Origin of the sequence: Rhodococcus sp. OK519 (genome assembly GCF_003051005.1) — a bacterium.
Classification (GTDB): domain Bacteria; phylum Actinomycetota; class Actinomycetes; order Mycobacteriales; family Mycobacteriaceae; genus Prescottella.
Genome location: NZ_QAOW01000001.1, coordinates 397,613 through 412,022, shown reverse-complemented (window position 1 = coordinate 412,022; position 14,410 = coordinate 397,613). Strand labels below are relative to the sequence as shown.

Below are 14,410 nucleotides of genomic sequence, written 5' to 3'. Positions count from 1 at the left end.
CGACCGAGCCGGGGCAGAAGATTGCGCGAATCGTTGTGCGAGCGAGTCCGTCACCGGTCAGAGCGCGACGTTGACGGCCTTCGTCTGGGTGAAGGCGTCGATGCCCGACGCACCGAGTTCCCGACCCCAGCCGGACTGCTTGTAGCCACCGAACGGCATGGCGGTGTCGAAGCCGTTGTACTGGTTGATCCACACCGAACCGGCCTTCAGTCTTCGCGCGGTGCGGTGCGCCTTCGAGATGTCCCGGGTCCAGATGCCGGCAGCCAGACCGTAGATCGAGTCGTTGGCAGCGGTGACGATGCCCTCGTCCGCGTTGAACGACATCGCGGCGACGACGGGTCCGAAGGTCTCCTCGCGGACGACGCTGAACTCCGGCTTCACGTCCACCAGAACGGTCGGCTCGACGAAGTAGCCCCTCTCGCCCCAGCGCTTGCCGCCGGTCAGCGCGCGGGCGCCGTTGCACAGGCCGTCGTCCAGGTAACCGGTGACCCGATCGAGCTGTTCCTGCGACACCAGCGGGCCGATTTCGGCGGTGGGGTCGAGTCCGGGTCCTAGTCTGACGTAGCTCGCAGCATCGGCGATGGCCTCGGTGAAGCGTTCGAAGATGCTGTCCTCGACATACAGACGGGTGCCGCCGACACAGCACTGACCGTGGTTGAACAGCCATGCATTGAGCGAACCCTGCACGGCCGCATCGAAGTCGGCGTCCGCGAACACGATGCTGGGACTCTTGCCGCCGAGCTCGAGACTGACCCTCTTGAGATTGCCCTTGGCCGCGTCGACGATCTTCCTGCCCACTTCGGCGGAACCCGTGAACGCGATCTTGTCGACGTCGTCGTGCGCCGCGAGCGCGGCGCCGGCCTCACCGAAGCCCGGCACGATGTTGACCACGCCGGGCGGGAATCCGGCCTCCTCGAACACCTCGGCCAGCATGATGGCAGTGAGCGGTGTCTGCTCGGCAGGCTTGAGGATCACCGTGTTGCCGGCCGCGAGGGCCGGGGCAAGCTTCCGCGCCGCCATGAGCAGCGGGAAGTTCCACGGCACGATCAACCCGCAGACCCCGACGGGCTCGCGCAGCGTGTAGGCGTGGAACTCGCCGACGGGCGCGAACGGCATCGACACGTTGACGGTGCTGCCTTCGATCTTGGTGGCCCAGCCCGCGTAGTAGCGGAACACGTCCGCGGCCCAGGCCGTGTCCACCGACGACGCGACGGCGGCGGACTTGCCGTTGTCGAGCGACTCGAGCTGACCGAACTCGGCGGCCCGCTCGGTGAGCAGGTCACCGACCCGCCAGATGAGGCGTTCCCGCTCGTTCGGCTTCACCGCAGCCCACGGCTCGAAGGCACGGCGCGCGGCCCGGACTGCGCGGTCGATGTCGGCCGACTCGCCGTGGGCGACGTCCGCGAGGTGTTCGCCGGTCGCGGGATCGAGTGTGACGAACGTGCGCCCGGACACCGCGTCGACGAACTCACCGTCGATGTACAACTGCTTGGTGCCGGCGAGGAACTCGCGCACCCGCGGTGTCACGATCTGCTCGACAACGACCGTCATGCCCGAACCTCCTGAAGTTCAGCCTTTGAAGCGCAACACAGCCATCGTGCGCCCCGAAGCGGCCTGTCAACTGTTCAAACTTTGAACAGCGGTGTCGGTCAGACGGTGATGTCCAACGCGCGGATCCGGCTGTAGAGGGTCGTGCGGCTGATACCGAGCCGCGCCGCGGCATGCACCTTGTTGCCGTGACTCTCCTGCAATGCCTCGATGATCGCGTCCCGCTCGGCGCGTTCGCGGCCGCCGAGGCGAGCCACCCGGCCCGACGCGCGGTACTCGCCGGGCAGGTCCTCGACTCGGATCGCGGATCCGCCTCGGTCGGGCAATCCCGTGAGGACCGCGCGCAGTTCGACGAGGTTTCCCGGCCACGTGTGTTCGGACAGTGCCGTCAGAGCGCTCGGACCCAACCGCATTCCGGCACTGCCGATCTCGGTCGCGAGGGCCGCGACGAGCGACGGCAGTTCGCGGATTCGTTGACGCAGGGCAGGTACCGCCACCTGCGCACCGCAGCGGGCGAGCAGATCGCGTACCGCGGGGCGGACGGTGTCGAGCGGATCGGAGGTGAACACCAGCCGTGGCCCGCCGGCACGCGCAGCCACCGACGCGAGCAGGGCGATTACGGCGTCGGGCGCGAGGTGCACGTGTTCGACCAGGATGTGCTCCGGAGCGGTCCCGACGTGCCCGAGCAAGCGGGCACACCAGTCCCGTTCACCCTCCGCCACGACATGCGCGGCGTCCAACGTCACGATCGGCCCCGCCGCGTACTCGCGCGCGGCCCAGGCACGTCCGCTGCCCGACTCTCCGACGATCGCGAGGGCACCCGCGGTGGACCGCAACTCGTTCAGGCGAGCACGCAGGCGGGACGTCGCGCCCTGCGGGGTGACCCTGCGCCGCACGGGCTGCCGGGCGCCGTCGGCGTCGAGCAGAAACAGGACACCGCTCTCGGCGCCGGCCACCCGCGCAATGCGCAGACCGGCGTGCCCGCCCCCGGACAGCGTGAAGTCCAGGGTCCGCGACTCACCGGGAGGCACGTCGCCCGCGAGTGCCCGCAGCGCCACATGGTCACCCGGTTCGAGCAGCTCGACGGCCGCCTTGTTGGTGAGCATGATGTCCTGCCCCATCGCGGCCACCGCGACGCCACGCTGCCGGGCCGCGATCTGGAAGGCATCCACCACGCGTCGATCCGATTCCCGCGCCCCCTCGAGGAGCCGAGCTTCGATGTCCCGCACTGCCCGCACGAGGAACGGCACGAACAGCGGGTTCGCTGTCTTCTCCGTCGCCGTGATGTCGAGGATGCCCTCGATCCGGCGCGTGACCGGATGCACGATGGGGTGGCCGTAGCAACTGAACTGCTGGAACGATTCGAGGAAGTGCTCGTCGCGGTGGACGACGAGACCCTGGCGCACCTCGAGCGGCGTGCCCAATGCGTTCGTACCGTAGTTCTCCTCACTGAGGGCGACCCCGGGCAGCACACCGACACCCTCCATCGCGAGTCTCAGCGGACGAGAGTCGAACACGCGGGACACGACACGACAGTCCCTGTCCACGAGCAGGATTCCGCAACCCGTTCCCGACAACTGCACGCTGAGCTCGTCGAGAACCGGACCGGCCGCGCGCAGCAGACGTCCCGCCGCGTCGGACGGATCGATCAGCATCGGTTCGGGCACCCGCGCCGGGTCGATTCCGCTGAGCTGAGAACGCTTCCAGGACAGCTCGATCTCCGGCCGCAGACCGTACTCCACTACTGCCTCCTTCGATCAGGCGTACTCGATCAGGCGTGCTCGATCAGCTCGAGCGACCTCTCGCGCATCTCGACCTTGCGAACCTTCCCGGTGACCGTCATCGGAAACTCGTCGACGACGTGCACGTACCGCGGAATCTTGTAGTGCGCGAGCCGACCGGCACAGAACTCCCGCACCTTGTCCGCGTCGAGCGGCCCTGCCCCCTCACGCATCCGGATCCACACCATGAGTTCCTCGCCGTATTTCGGATCGGGAACACCGATCACCTGAGCGTCGAGGATATCCGGATGGGTGTAGAGGAACTCCTCGATCTCCCGCGGGTAGACATTCTCGCCGCCACGGATCACCACGTCCTTGATCCGGCCCGTGATCGCGACGTAGCCGTTCGCGTCCATCACCCCGATGTCGCCGGTGTGCATCCACCGCGCGGCATCGATCGTCTCCAGCTTGTACGGTCGCTCCGCGGGCTCCGCTCCTGCCGTCTTCTCGGAACCGTCCCAGTACCCCAACATCACCGAGTACCCCCGCGTGCAGAGCTCACCCGGTTCGCCGCGTGGCACCGTCAGCCCCGTCGCGGGGTCGACGATCTTCACCTCGAGGTGCGGTCCGACGCGGCCCACCGTGGCGACCCGATGGTCGACGCTGTCGTTGCGGCGGGTCTGCAACGACACCGGCGACGTCTCCGTCATGCCGTAGCAGATCGACACCTCCGTCATGCCCATCCGCTCGATGACCTGCTTCATCACCTCGACCGGACACGGCGAGCCGGCCATGATGCCGGTCCGCAGGCTCGACAGGTCGTAACTCTCGAAGTCCGGGTCGGCGAGTTCGGCGATGAACATCGTCGGCACCCCGTACAGCGACGTGCACTTCTCGGCCTCCACTGCCGCCAGGGTCGCTCCGGGCTCGAACGCCGGTCCTGGGATGACCATCGCGGCGCCGTGGCTGGTGCACGCGAGGTTGCCCATCACCATGCCGAAGCAGTGGTAAAAGGGCACCGGGATGCACACCCGGTCCTGCTCGGAGTATCCGCACAGTTCACCGACGAAGTATCCGTTGTTGAGGATGTTGTGGTGACTGAGCGTCGCACCCTTCGGGAATCCTGTTGTCCCGGACGTGTACTGGATGTTGATCGGGTCGTCCGCGGAAAGCGCTGCCTGTGCCCGCACCAGCACGTCCTGATCCTCTGCGAGGGCGGCCCGCCCGTCGGCGAGCAGTCGGTTCCATTCGGGTGACCCCAGCAGCACCACCCGTTCGAGCGTCGCGCACTCCGGCAGCACCTGGTCGATCATCGCCGCGTAGTCGGACGCCCGGAACGACGGCGCGGCGATCAGCGTGCCGATGCCCGCCTGGTTCAGCACGTACCGCAGTTCGTGAGAACGGTAGGCCGGGTTGATGTTGACGAGGATCGCGCCCACCTTCGCGGTGGCGTACTGCACCACCGTCCACTCGGCACAGTTGGGCGCCCAGATCCCGACGCGGTCGCCCTTCGCGATCCCGGCCCCGAACAACCCGGCGGCGAGCGTGTTCACGTCTGCGGCCAGTTCGGTATACGTCCGTCGTCGCCCGGACCCTCGGTCGACCAGTGCGAGGCGGTCACCGTGTGCGGCGACGGTGCGGTCGAAGTTGTCGCCGATCGTGTCGCCGAGCATGGGCGCGTCCGCCGCGCCCGACGCGTAGCTCGGCAGGGATTCCGGCAGTGAAGTTGTGGGCATCGCGTTTCCTCTCCGGTCGCCGACTCGACACGCACGGGGGAAGCCCGGCGGTGCAAGCGAACCCAACGTACTCGCTCGAGTGTGATGTAGGACATAGTCGACGATCGAGGCTCGCGACAACTGTTCGGAGTTCGACCGCCTTTACGGGAGCCGGTGGGTGGTGGCGGGCGGCATCTGCGCGATCGCGAGCGTGAGCGCGAATCCCCACAAGGCCGCGAACCACAGCGCATCCAGACCGACGAAGCGATACGCGGTCGCTCCGAGGAACGCCCCGACGAGCATCGCCACCCACAGCAGGAAATGCCGGATCCAGCCCCACCGCTCGCCGCCCGACAGTGCGGTGACCAGGCGTTGACCCATCTTGACCAGGGTCCCGGTCATGTAGGTGAGGCTGATGCTCACCTCGCCCTCGCGCTCGAACGTGGTGTTCTCGGCACCCATCGCGGTGACCATCAGCGAGATCGCCACCGGGGTCCATCCGAGGAGGTGTGCGAGCGCGGCGAGAACCAACAGCGACGTCACGAGCGTCAGGACGGCGGGGCGGTGTCGGTCGCCGAATCGACGGCCGGTCACCGATCCGATCATGACGCCGACGACGAAAAGCGCGACGACCCCAGCACCCGTCAGTGCCGTCGTCACCAGGCCGTCGGCGGCAGAAACGGCCAGCTTGGTGGAGTTACCGCTCATGAAGGAGACGAAGAAGCCCCCGAGCGTGATGAAGCCCATTGCGTCCACGAATCCGGCCAGGCCGGAAAGAAACACCGCAACGACGAGCACGCCCCGGGGGTAGTGGACGACCACACCTCAGACGATAAACCCACCCGGGCACTGCCCGGGTGGGTTCGGTCCTCGGTCGAACGGTCAGGCAGCCGCGTTCTCGTCGAGGCCGCAGGCGCCGCGCAGTTCGAGCGCGATCTCGCCCCACACCGTCGCGTACGAGGCGATCTCCGGGGCCGCGATCCACTCGCGCTCCCCGGACCGCGCCTTCCGCAGCGCCTCCGCGAACAGATCCTGGTAACGCGACAGGCGCGGGACGAACGCGGACACGTCGTCGAGGACGTCCTGCGCCTTGGTGTCGAGGGCCGCGAGCGCCTCGACATCGGCCTCGGCCGCAACCAGTTCACGCAACGGCCCGTCGAGCTCGAGGAAGCGCTCGTGGATCTCGGCGATCGAGTCCTCGTCGATCGACACGCGCTCGGCGTCGAGCTGGTCACCGAGCTCGGCGACACCGGCAGCGGTCAGCGCGAACGCCCCGTCGCCGGTCTCCGCGGCCTTGCCCTGCGCGAGCAGCGCGTCGCGCGCCGCCTCCGCGGATGCTGCGGATACCCCGAGTTGCGCGGCGAGGACGCCGGCCGTCACCTGCCCCTTCAACCGGATCGTCTGCAGCAGTGCCAATTCGTCGACGTTGCCCGCGAAGGCCATCGTGTTCTCCTCATGTGTGCGATAGGTCCGACAGGAAACCTACCGCTCGAGGAACCGTGCCGGGTCATGGCCGGGTCACGGCCTGGGGCCGGGCGTCGGGCAGGCGTCGGCGGCTTCCGCCACGACGCGAGGGAGCGCGGCCGGTGCCGGGCGGACACCTCGCTCCCAGTCTCCACCGAGGACCGGCACCTCACCCTCGAGTGTCGCGAGTTCGGCGGCGTCGAACACCCGGCCGCGACTGAGCAGTCGCACACCCTCGGGTGCTTCGAGACTGAACCCCGCCCCGCGGCCGGGAACCACGTCGAGCACCAGTTGCGTGTGCTTCCACGCGTCGAACTGCGGGCCGGAGATCCACAGCGGCACGGCGTCGTCGTCCTGTGGCTGCGAGACGCCGACCTCCCCCACACCCAAACTGAGATCGAACACGCCGAGCAGGACATCACGATCGCCGACGACGAACTCCCCCAACGGAAAGCACATCGGGGCGGAGCCGTCGCAGCAGCCACCCGACTGGTGCAGCATGAGCGGTCCGTGGACGTCGGCGAGGTGCCGGAGCAGCGACGCCGCGAGTGCCGTGACCACCGCCCGCGGCGGGGCGGCGCTCATGCGAAGTCCAGAACGACACGGCCGTCGATCATGCCGCGCTCGAGCTCGTCGAAGATGTCGTTGATGTCCTCCAGGCGGCGCGTGTGGACGGTCGGGTGGATCGTGCCGCGCGCGTAGAAGTCGAGTGCCTCGACCATGTCCTGACGGGTTCCGACGATCGACCCACGCAGGGTCAACCCGTTCAGGACAGTCTCGAAGATCGGCGTCGGGAACTCTCCGGGCGGCAGGCCCATGAACGTGACGGTGCCGCCGCGTCGGACCATGCCGATCGCCTGCCCGAACGCCGCCGGATTGACCGCGGTCACCAGCACCGCGTCGGTGCCCCCGGTCGCCTGCCTGATCTTCTCGACCGGATCCTCCTCGTAGGCGTTGACGAGGAGTTCGGCGCCGTAACGGGCTGCAAGCGCGAGTTTGGAGTCGGCGACGTCGACCGCGGCGACGCGCAGTCCCATCGCGGTGGCGTACTGCACCGCGACGTGGCCGAGCCCACCGATGCCCGAGATCGTCACCCACTGCCCCGGGGTGACGTCACTGACCTTCAGGCCCTTGTAGACGGTGATCCCGGCGCACAGGACGGGCGCGACCTCGATCGGATCGGCGCCCTTCGGAACCCGGGCGGCGAACCGGGAATCGACGAGCATGTACTCGGCGAACGAGCCGTCGACGCTGTAGCCGCCGTTGATCTGCTTCTCGCACAGCGTCTCCCATCCGGTGCGGCAGTACCGGCATTCGAGACACGCCGACCACAGCCATGCGTTGCCCACGAGGTCGCCCAGCGCGAGTTCGGTGACGCCCTCCCCTACCTGGACCACCTCGCCGAAGCCCTCGTGTCCGGGGATGAACGGGGGCGTCGGCTTGACGGGCCAATCCCCCTTGGCCGCATGCAGATCCGTGTGGCAGACACCGCTCGAGCGCACCTTCACGAGCGCCTGATCGCGGCCCGGTCTCGGAATGGGCACGTCCTCGATGGAGAGGGGCTTGCCGAACTCGCGGACAACCGCAGCCTTCATCGTCTCGGTCATACGAACCTCCACTTCGGGGGGCGATCAGAAGAAGCCCTGGGCCTTGGGCGCGTAGCTGACGAGCAGGTTCTTCGTCTGCTGGTAGTGGTCGAGCATCATGTGGTGGTTCTCGCGGCCGATGCCGGACTGCTTGTAGCCGCCGAACGCCGCGTGCGCCGGGTACTGGTGGTACGTATTGGTCCACACCCGGCCGGCCTGAATGTCGCGTCCGGCCCGGTAGGCGACGCTGCCGTCGCGGGACCAGACCCCGGCCCCGAGCCCGTAGAGGGTGTCGTTCGCGATCGCGATGGCCTCGTCGTAGTCGGCGAAGGACGTCACGGAGACAACCGGACCGAAGATCTCCTCCTGGAAGATCCTCATGTCGTTGGTACCCGTGAAGATCGTCGGCTGAACGAAGTACCCCTCGGACAGGTCACCGCCGAGTTCGGCCCGCTGGCCGCCCGTGATGACCCGTGCACCCTCGTTCTTCCCGATCTCGATGTACGACAGGATCTTCTCGAGCTGATCGTTCGACGCCTGCGCGCCGATCATCGTGTCGGTGTCGAGTGGATCACCCTGCCGAACGGCCTTGGTCCGCACCGCTGCGAGGGCCAGGAAGTCGTCGAAGATGTCTCGCTGGATCAGCGCACGCGACGGGCACGTGCACACTTCGCCCTGGTTGAGCGCGAACATCGTGAAACCCTCGAGCGCCTTGTCCTGGAAGTCGTCGTTCGCAGCGAGAACGTCGGAGAAGAAGACGTTGGGGCTCTTGCCACCCAACTCCAGCGTGACCGGGATCAGGTTCTGCGACGCGTACTGCATGATCAGCCGGCCGGTGGTGGTCTCACCCGTGAACGCGATCTTCTTGATCCGCGGGCTCGACGCGAGCGGCTTGCCCGCCTCCGTGCCGAACCCGTTGACGATGTTGACCACGCCCGGCGGCAACAGATCACCGATGAGCGAGAACAGGAACAGGATCGACGCCGGGGTCTGCTCGGCAGGCTTGAGTACGACGGCGTTGCCGGCGGCCAGCGCGGGCGCGAGCTTCCACGTCGCCATCAGGATCGGGAAGTTCCACGGGATGATCTGTCCGACGACGCCGAGCGGCTCGTGGAAGTGGTAGGCGACCGTGTCGGAGTTGATCTCGGACAGCGAGCCCTCCTGCGCGCGGATCGCCCCCGCGAAGTAGCGGAAATGGTCGACCGCGAGTGGGATATCCGCGTTCGACGTCTCGCGGATCGGCTTGCCGTTGTCCCAGGACTCGGCGAGCGCGATCTGCTCGAGGTTCGCCTCGATCCGGTCGGCGATCCTGTTCAGGATCAGCGCGCGCTCCGCGACCGGCGTCGTGCCCCACGCCGGCGCCGCGGCGTGGGCGGCGTCGAGCGCGAGTTCGATGTCCTCGCCCGTCGACCGCGCGACCTCGCAGAACGGTTGCCCGGTGATCGGCGTCGGGTTCTCGAAGTACTGTCCCTTGACCGGAGCCACCCACTCCCCGCCAATCCAGTTGTCGTAGCGCGATTCGAAGGACATCAGGGCGTCGGGCGAACCGGGGCGGGCGTACACGCTCATCGGAGACTCCTGTCGGTGAGGGAAATACCGCGTTCGGGGTGTGACACAGGACGTAAACAGGCGAACGTTGCGATTGCGGGGCCGAAGTGGTCACAACTGGGCGACGACGCACCCGTCCCCCAGTTCGGCGGATGTCCGAATTCGTCCCGAAACCGGCATTCGACTGGCTAGGGTGCGGATCAGAGGTGGAACGTGTTCCACCGGATGAGTCGTTGCTCTGGAAGGAATGTCGATGCAGTTCAACCTGGCCGATATCTTCGAGACCGTCGCGGGAGCCGTGCCCGACCGCATCGCGCTGACGTACGAGGGACAGCACCTGTCGTATGCGAACCTGAACGCGGAAGCGAACAAGGTTGCGCACTTCCTCTCCGAGGCCGGGGTGGCGCCGGGAGAGCACGTGGCGCTTTTCCTGAAGAACAGCGTCGAGCACGTGACGTCGCTCCTGGGGATCCTCAAGATCCGCGCGGTCCCGATCAACGTGAACTACCGATACACCCCCTCCGAACTCGAGTACATCTTCACCAACTCGGACTCGGTCGCCGTGGTGGTCGAACTGCCCGAGCATCAGCGCACCCTGGCCGGCCTCCTCGACAACTGCCCGCTGGTCCGGACAGTGATCGTCGTCGGCGAACCGGAGCAGGAGCTGCTGACCGCGGCACAAGCACGGTCGGTGACCGTACTGCCGTTCGCCGATTCCCAGGCCCACTCGGATGCCACCGATTTCCCCGCCCGGTCGGGTGACGACCTGTACGTGCTCTACACCGGGGGCACCACCGGCTACCCCAAGGGCGTCATGTGGCGCCACGACGACTTCTTCCGCAAGCCCCTCTCCGGCGGCAACCCCTACGGCGAGGAAGCCCGCAAGGATCTTGCGGAGGTCGCGGCCGCGGCCAAGGAATTCCCCGACATGACGTTCCTGATCGCGGCGCCGCTGATGCACGGGGCCGCGTCGTACTCGCTGTTCACCTTCTTCACGCTCGGCGCCCGCCTCGTGGTCATGCGCGACTTCGATCCGGTGAAGGTGGTCGAGGGCATCGAGAAGGAGAAGCTCCAGGTGATCCTCATCGTCGGCGACGGCATGGGCCTGCCGCTGGTCGACGAGATGGAACGCCGCAAGGGAGAGGTGGACCTCAGCTCGCTGTTCTCGATCACGTCGGGCGGCGCGATCTGGTCGCTGAGCGTGCGCGAGCGGATGCTCGCGGTCAAGCCGGAACTGTTGCTGCGCGACAACTTCGGCGCATCGGAGTCCGGCAACGACGGCGCGTTCACGATCGACGAGAACGGCAACCTGCGCATGCCCCCGTCGCCCAACCTGATCCTGGTCGACGAGCGGCTCGAGCAGATTCCCGCGGGCTCCGACGAGATCGGCTACATCGCGCGGATCGGCAACGTCCCGCTCGGCTACTACCGGGACGAGGAGAAGACCGCCCGCACCTTCCCCACCCGCGCCGACGGCACGCGCATCTCGGTACTCGGCGACATGGGCACGATCGACGCGGACGGCACCATCGTCTTCCTCGGCCGCGGATCGCAGTGCATCAACACCGGCGGCGAGAAGGTCTTCGCGGAGGAGGTCGAGGCGGCACTGCACGCGCATCCGTCGATCTCCGACGCCCTCGTCGTGCCCGTGCCCGACGAGCGGATGGGCCAGCGGGTCGCGGCCGTCATCGCGGTGTACCCGGACGCGCAGGAACTCACGCTCGACGGCGTCCAGGAGCACTGCCGCAAGACGCTCGCCGGATACAAGGTGCCGCGCGCCGTCGTCGTCGTGGACGAGGTCAAGCGGACCCCGGCCGGCAAGGCCGACTACCGGTGGGCCACCGACGTCGCGGCGTCGAGCTAGCCCGATCACGCGAGCACGTGCGGCCGGGGATGCCCGGCCGCACGTGCTCGGCACCGGGCCCCGGCTCAGAAGAAGGTGCTCGCGCGCTCCGCGACCATCACCGCCGTCGCGTGCGGGCCGCGACTCGGTAGCGCGGGGAAGATCGACGTGTCGACGATGAAGAGGCCGTCGACACCGTGGACCCGGCACCGCTCGTCCACCACCGACGTCGTCGCGTCCGAGCCCATTCGGCAACTGCCCGACAGGTGCAGCGACGTGCCGAGATGATCGGACAGCCACGCGTCCGACGTGTCGATCTCCTCTGGTTCCAGTAGTTCTGCCATCGCGCCGCTGCGCATCAGATCGGACGCGTGGGTTACCGCCGACCGCAGCGCTTCCCGGTCTTGGCCGGCCTCGAGGTAGCGGTACGACACGGACGGGGCGTCTCCCGGATCGGCCGAGACGAGGCGGATCTCACCGCGGCTGCGCGGCTTCATCAGGACCACCCCAAGACAGGGCTGACCGATCCCCGAACCGGGAATCAGATCTCCGAAGGATGCTGTGTAGGGCCGCATTTCGATGTCGTCGGTGTTGAGGGTCACCTGCAGCGCCGGCGTCTGTGTGGTCCGCGAGACCGCCCGACGGTAGCGGTACGGCAGCACCACCTCGGGATGGTCGCTGAACTCCGAGCCCACCGCGGGTAGGTCCGCGACGACGGGGATCTCCAGACCCTCCAGGTGCCGGGAATCGCCGAGCCCCGACAGCATGAGAAGGTGCGGCGTCGCCACCGCGCCTGCGGTGAGAACGACGGTGGACGAACGAATGGTGCGCAGGCCGGAATCCGTCGCGACCTCGACGCCCACCACACGATCGCCGGAGAAGATCACCCGCGTCACCGTCGCACCGGAACGAACAGTGAGATTCGGCCGATCCAAATTCGGCAGCAGGTAGGCCGACGCCGGACCCACACGGACGCCGTCGCGGATGTTGAGCGGGACCGGCCCGACACCGTGGGATCCGGGCGCATTCTTGTCCGGATCCTCGGGATGCCCTGCAGCGCGGGCGACATCGGAGAAGGCGGCACTGATCGGGTGCCAGCGGTCCCGGGGTTCGCGGTGCACCGGGATCGGCCCGTCGGTCCCGTGCCACGGACCCGAGAAGTCCGCGTCGGATTCGATTCTCGTGAAGAACGGCAGCACGTCGTCGAACGACCACGACGCCGGCCAGTGCGCGAAGTCGTCCACCTGCGCCCGCACGAAGTAACCGCCGTTGACCGCCCCGGACCCGCCGAGCACCCTGCCGCGCGCGATCCATCCCGACCGGCCACTGGTCAACTCCACCGGATACGGCCACACCCACTGACTGTCGGGGCCGACCGGCAGGACACCCGCGTCGACGAGTTCGGGCGGAAACTCCGAGGGAATGCGATGTCCCGGACCGGATTCGACGAGTATCACCCGGCGACTCGGGTCCTCACTGAGCCGTCCTGCGAGAACGCTTCCGCACGAACCCCCTCCGACGACCACGACATCGGCAGACTCAGGAATCGGCGGGTCGCCCACAGCCATGATCAGTTGCCGATACGTGGAGCCAGCGCCCGCAGATCACGAGCCCGAACGGCACCTTGCCACAGACCCGCACCGTAAGCGACATCGTCGAATCTCTTGAAAGCTGTGTGCCGCAAAGGATCCAGCCCACCAGGCTCCCGATACTTTGCCCAGTCGACGACTCCCTCGGTGACCGCCACGATCAGCGCAAGCCGACGAATTCGCCGCGAGCACAGCACCGCCAGCAGGGTCACCGGCCAGTAGTGGCGGCACATCGCGGACGCGAGTTGCCACGCGCCGCCCGCGAAGCCACGGGCCGCGAGGATCGCCGAGATACGCGTCGGCTGATCCAGTTCGCTGAACGTGCGCCGCAACCGAGCCATCGTCACGAGCAGGGACACGAGACTGCCGAGCAGACCGATCCGCGTGCATGTCGCCGCCGCGAGCAGCGAGAACAAGGTCCACTTCGACATCGCGACAGGTGGCACCATGCCCTCGTGTCGCGACGCGAGGGGGGCGGCTCCGGTGCCGTAGAAGAGCTTGCGCGCGAACCACTTCCGGAACGTGACACGGTGGTCGTGCGCCACCTGGGAGACCGGTTCGTAGCGCAGCCGCCATCCTGCCTCCTGCAGGCGCCAGCACAGGTCGACGTCCTCGGCGACATGCATCGTCTCGTCGAAACCGCCCGCCTCCACCAGCACGTCGCGGCGGACGAGCATCGCCGCGCTCGGTACATAGGACACCGGACTGCCGGAGCGGATCGCAGCCTCCTTGCGCCCCAGGTCGAGCGACGAGCGCGCATGCTCGTACCGCGCCAGCATCGACCCTTCCGGTTCGAGTGCGACGATGCGGGGCGCCACCAAGGCGACGGCGGGATCGCTGAAGTGCCCCAGCATACGTTCGAGCCATCCGGTCCTCGGCATCACGTCCGAATCCAGGAAGGCGACGAACGGCGTTTCGGCCGAACGCAATCCAGTGTTGCGGGCCGCAGCGGGCCCGCGCGAGGACTCGTGTCGCAGGAGTGTCACGTGTGCGGTGCAGCCGGAGAGGTCTGGGAGTTCGAGCGGCGTCGCCGAACCATCGTCGACGACGATGACGTTGAGACCCCGCAGCGCCGGAACGAGGCGCGCGATTCCCTCGACGTTGTCGCGCAGTGGCACCACCACGGTCACATCGCTGGGAGACGGCGTACTCATGGGACGGGGGTTTCCGACACCGGAGTCCAGCAGGCGCCTCGCCACGACGGCGGTCGAGGAGTCGACGACCTCGAGGTATCCGTCCCCGATCATCTCGGCTGCCGCGGGAGCCAACTTGAGCATCCGCATGGGCGACCCACCGATGAGGACTCGGCCCCCGGAGTAGGCGCGCACCTTGGGATCGAGGCGGACTCCGAACCCGTCGGGTAGTCGAGCATTGCGCATCAGACGATCGTAAGGGT

11 protein-coding genes are annotated in these 14,410 nt (G+C 67.7%); 1 reads left to right on the top strand and 10 read right to left on the bottom strand.

Annotated features, from left to right (window positions below):
• Window positions 1-57: 57 nt before the first annotated feature.
• From C8K36_RS02095 to adh, 8 genes are all read right to left on the bottom strand, one after another.
• On the bottom strand, window positions 58-1,551 hold the full coding sequence (locus C8K36_RS02095) for an aldehyde dehydrogenase family protein (protein ID WP_107982785.1): 1,494 nt from the start codon (window positions 1,549-1,551) through the stop codon (window positions 58-60).
• 98 nt (window positions 1,552-1,649) lie between these two features.
• Window positions 1,650-3,290: a sigma-54-dependent Fis family transcriptional regulator gene (locus C8K36_RS02090; RefSeq protein ID WP_258194686.1), complete on the bottom strand. Its 1,641-nt coding sequence runs from the start codon at window positions 3,288-3,290 to the stop codon at window positions 1,650-1,652.
• Between the two features lie 29 nt (window positions 3,291-3,319).
• Window positions 3,320-5,005 carry an AMP-binding protein gene (locus C8K36_RS02085; protein WP_107982784.1) on the bottom strand — a complete coding sequence of 562 codons (1,686 nt, stop codon included), beginning with the start codon at window positions 5,003-5,005 and terminating at the stop codon, window positions 3,320-3,322.
• A 141-nt stretch (window positions 5,006-5,146) separates the two neighbouring features.
• Complete coding sequence (locus C8K36_RS02080) at window positions 5,147-5,806, bottom strand: YoaK family protein (protein ID WP_107982783.1); 660 nt, start codon at window positions 5,804-5,806, stop codon at window positions 5,147-5,149.
• A gap of 60 nt (window positions 5,807-5,866) precedes the next feature.
• On the bottom strand, window positions 5,867-6,427 hold the full coding sequence (locus C8K36_RS02075; protein WP_107982782.1) for a hypothetical protein: 561 nt from the start codon (window positions 6,425-6,427) through the stop codon (window positions 5,867-5,869).
• 75 nt (window positions 6,428-6,502) lie between these two features.
• Window positions 6,503-7,033, bottom strand: a complete 531-nt coding sequence (locus C8K36_RS02070) for a DUF779 domain-containing protein (RefSeq protein ID WP_107982781.1) — start codon at window positions 7,031-7,033, stop codon at window positions 6,503-6,505.
• Window positions 7,030-8,055 (bottom strand): alcohol dehydrogenase AdhP, encoded by a 1,026-nt coding sequence (gene adhP / locus C8K36_RS02065; RefSeq protein WP_107982780.1) that lies wholly within the window; start codon window positions 8,053-8,055, stop codon window positions 7,030-7,032. The genes C8K36_RS02070 and adhP overlap by 4 nt, the downstream gene beginning before the upstream one ends.
• Window positions 8,056-8,079: 24 nt before the next feature.
• The gene (gene adh, locus C8K36_RS02060) at window positions 8,080-9,603 is read right to left on the bottom strand and encodes an aldehyde dehydrogenase (protein WP_107982779.1); all 1,524 of its coding nucleotides are present in this window, start codon (window positions 9,601-9,603) and stop codon (window positions 8,080-8,082) included.
• A gap of 232 nt (window positions 9,604-9,835) precedes the next feature.
• Here adh and C8K36_RS02055 point away from each other — a divergent pair, with 232 nt between their 5' ends.
• Window positions 9,836-11,446 (top strand): AMP-binding protein, encoded by a 1,611-nt coding sequence (locus tag C8K36_RS02055; RefSeq protein WP_181319322.1) that lies wholly within the window; start codon window positions 9,836-9,838, stop codon window positions 11,444-11,446.
• Window positions 11,447-11,511: 65 nt separating this feature from the next.
• On the opposite strand, the gene mftG is transcribed toward C8K36_RS02055, so the two are convergent.
• Both mftG and mftF read right to left on the bottom strand, forming a co-directional pair.
• Window positions 11,512-12,993, bottom strand: a complete 1,482-nt coding sequence (mftG, locus tag C8K36_RS02050) for a mycofactocin system GMC family oxidoreductase MftG (RefSeq protein WP_107982777.1) — start codon at window positions 12,991-12,993, stop codon at window positions 11,512-11,514.
• 2 nt (window positions 12,994-12,995) lie between these two features.
• Window positions 12,996-14,393 carry a mycofactocin biosynthesis glycosyltransferase MftF gene (gene mftF, locus C8K36_RS02045; RefSeq protein WP_107982776.1) on the bottom strand — a complete coding sequence of 466 codons (1,398 nt, stop codon included), beginning with the start codon at window positions 14,391-14,393 and terminating at the stop codon, window positions 12,996-12,998.
• Window positions 14,394-14,410: the final 17 nt, after the last annotated feature.

Bases quoted from the DNA above. Each gene is read 5' to 3' on its own strand.
- C8K36_RS02095 (WP_107982785.1), bottom strand. From the start codon at position 1,551: ATGACGGTCGTTGTCGAGCAGATCGTGACACCGCGGGTGCGCGAGTTC.
- C8K36_RS02085 (WP_107982784.1), bottom strand. From the start codon at position 5,005: ATGCCCACAACTTCACTGCCGGAATCCCTGCCGAGCTACGCGTCGGGC.
- C8K36_RS02075 (WP_107982782.1), bottom strand. From the start codon at position 6,427: ATGGCCTTCGCGGGCAACGTCGACGAATTGGCACTGCTGCAGACGATC.
- C8K36_RS02070 (WP_107982781.1), bottom strand. From the start codon at position 7,033: ATGAGCGCCGCCCCGCCGCGGGCGGTGGTCACGGCACTCGCGGCGTCG.
- adhP (WP_107982780.1), bottom strand. From the start codon at position 8,055: ATGACCGAGACGATGAAGGCTGCGGTTGTCCGCGAGTTCGGCAAGCCC.
- adh (WP_107982779.1), bottom strand. From the start codon at position 9,603: ATGAGCGTGTACGCCCGCCCCGGTTCGCCCGACGCCCTGATGTCCTTC.
- C8K36_RS02055 (WP_181319322.1), top strand. From the start codon at position 9,836: ATGCAGTTCAACCTGGCCGATATCTTCGAGACCGTCGCGGGAGCCGTG.
- mftG (WP_107982777.1), bottom strand. From the start codon at position 12,993: ATGGCTGTGGGCGACCCGCCGATTCCTGAGTCTGCCGATGTCGTGGTC.
- mftF (WP_107982776.1), bottom strand. From the start codon at position 14,393: ATGCGCAATGCTCGACTACCCGACGGGTTCGGAGTCCGCCTCGATCCC.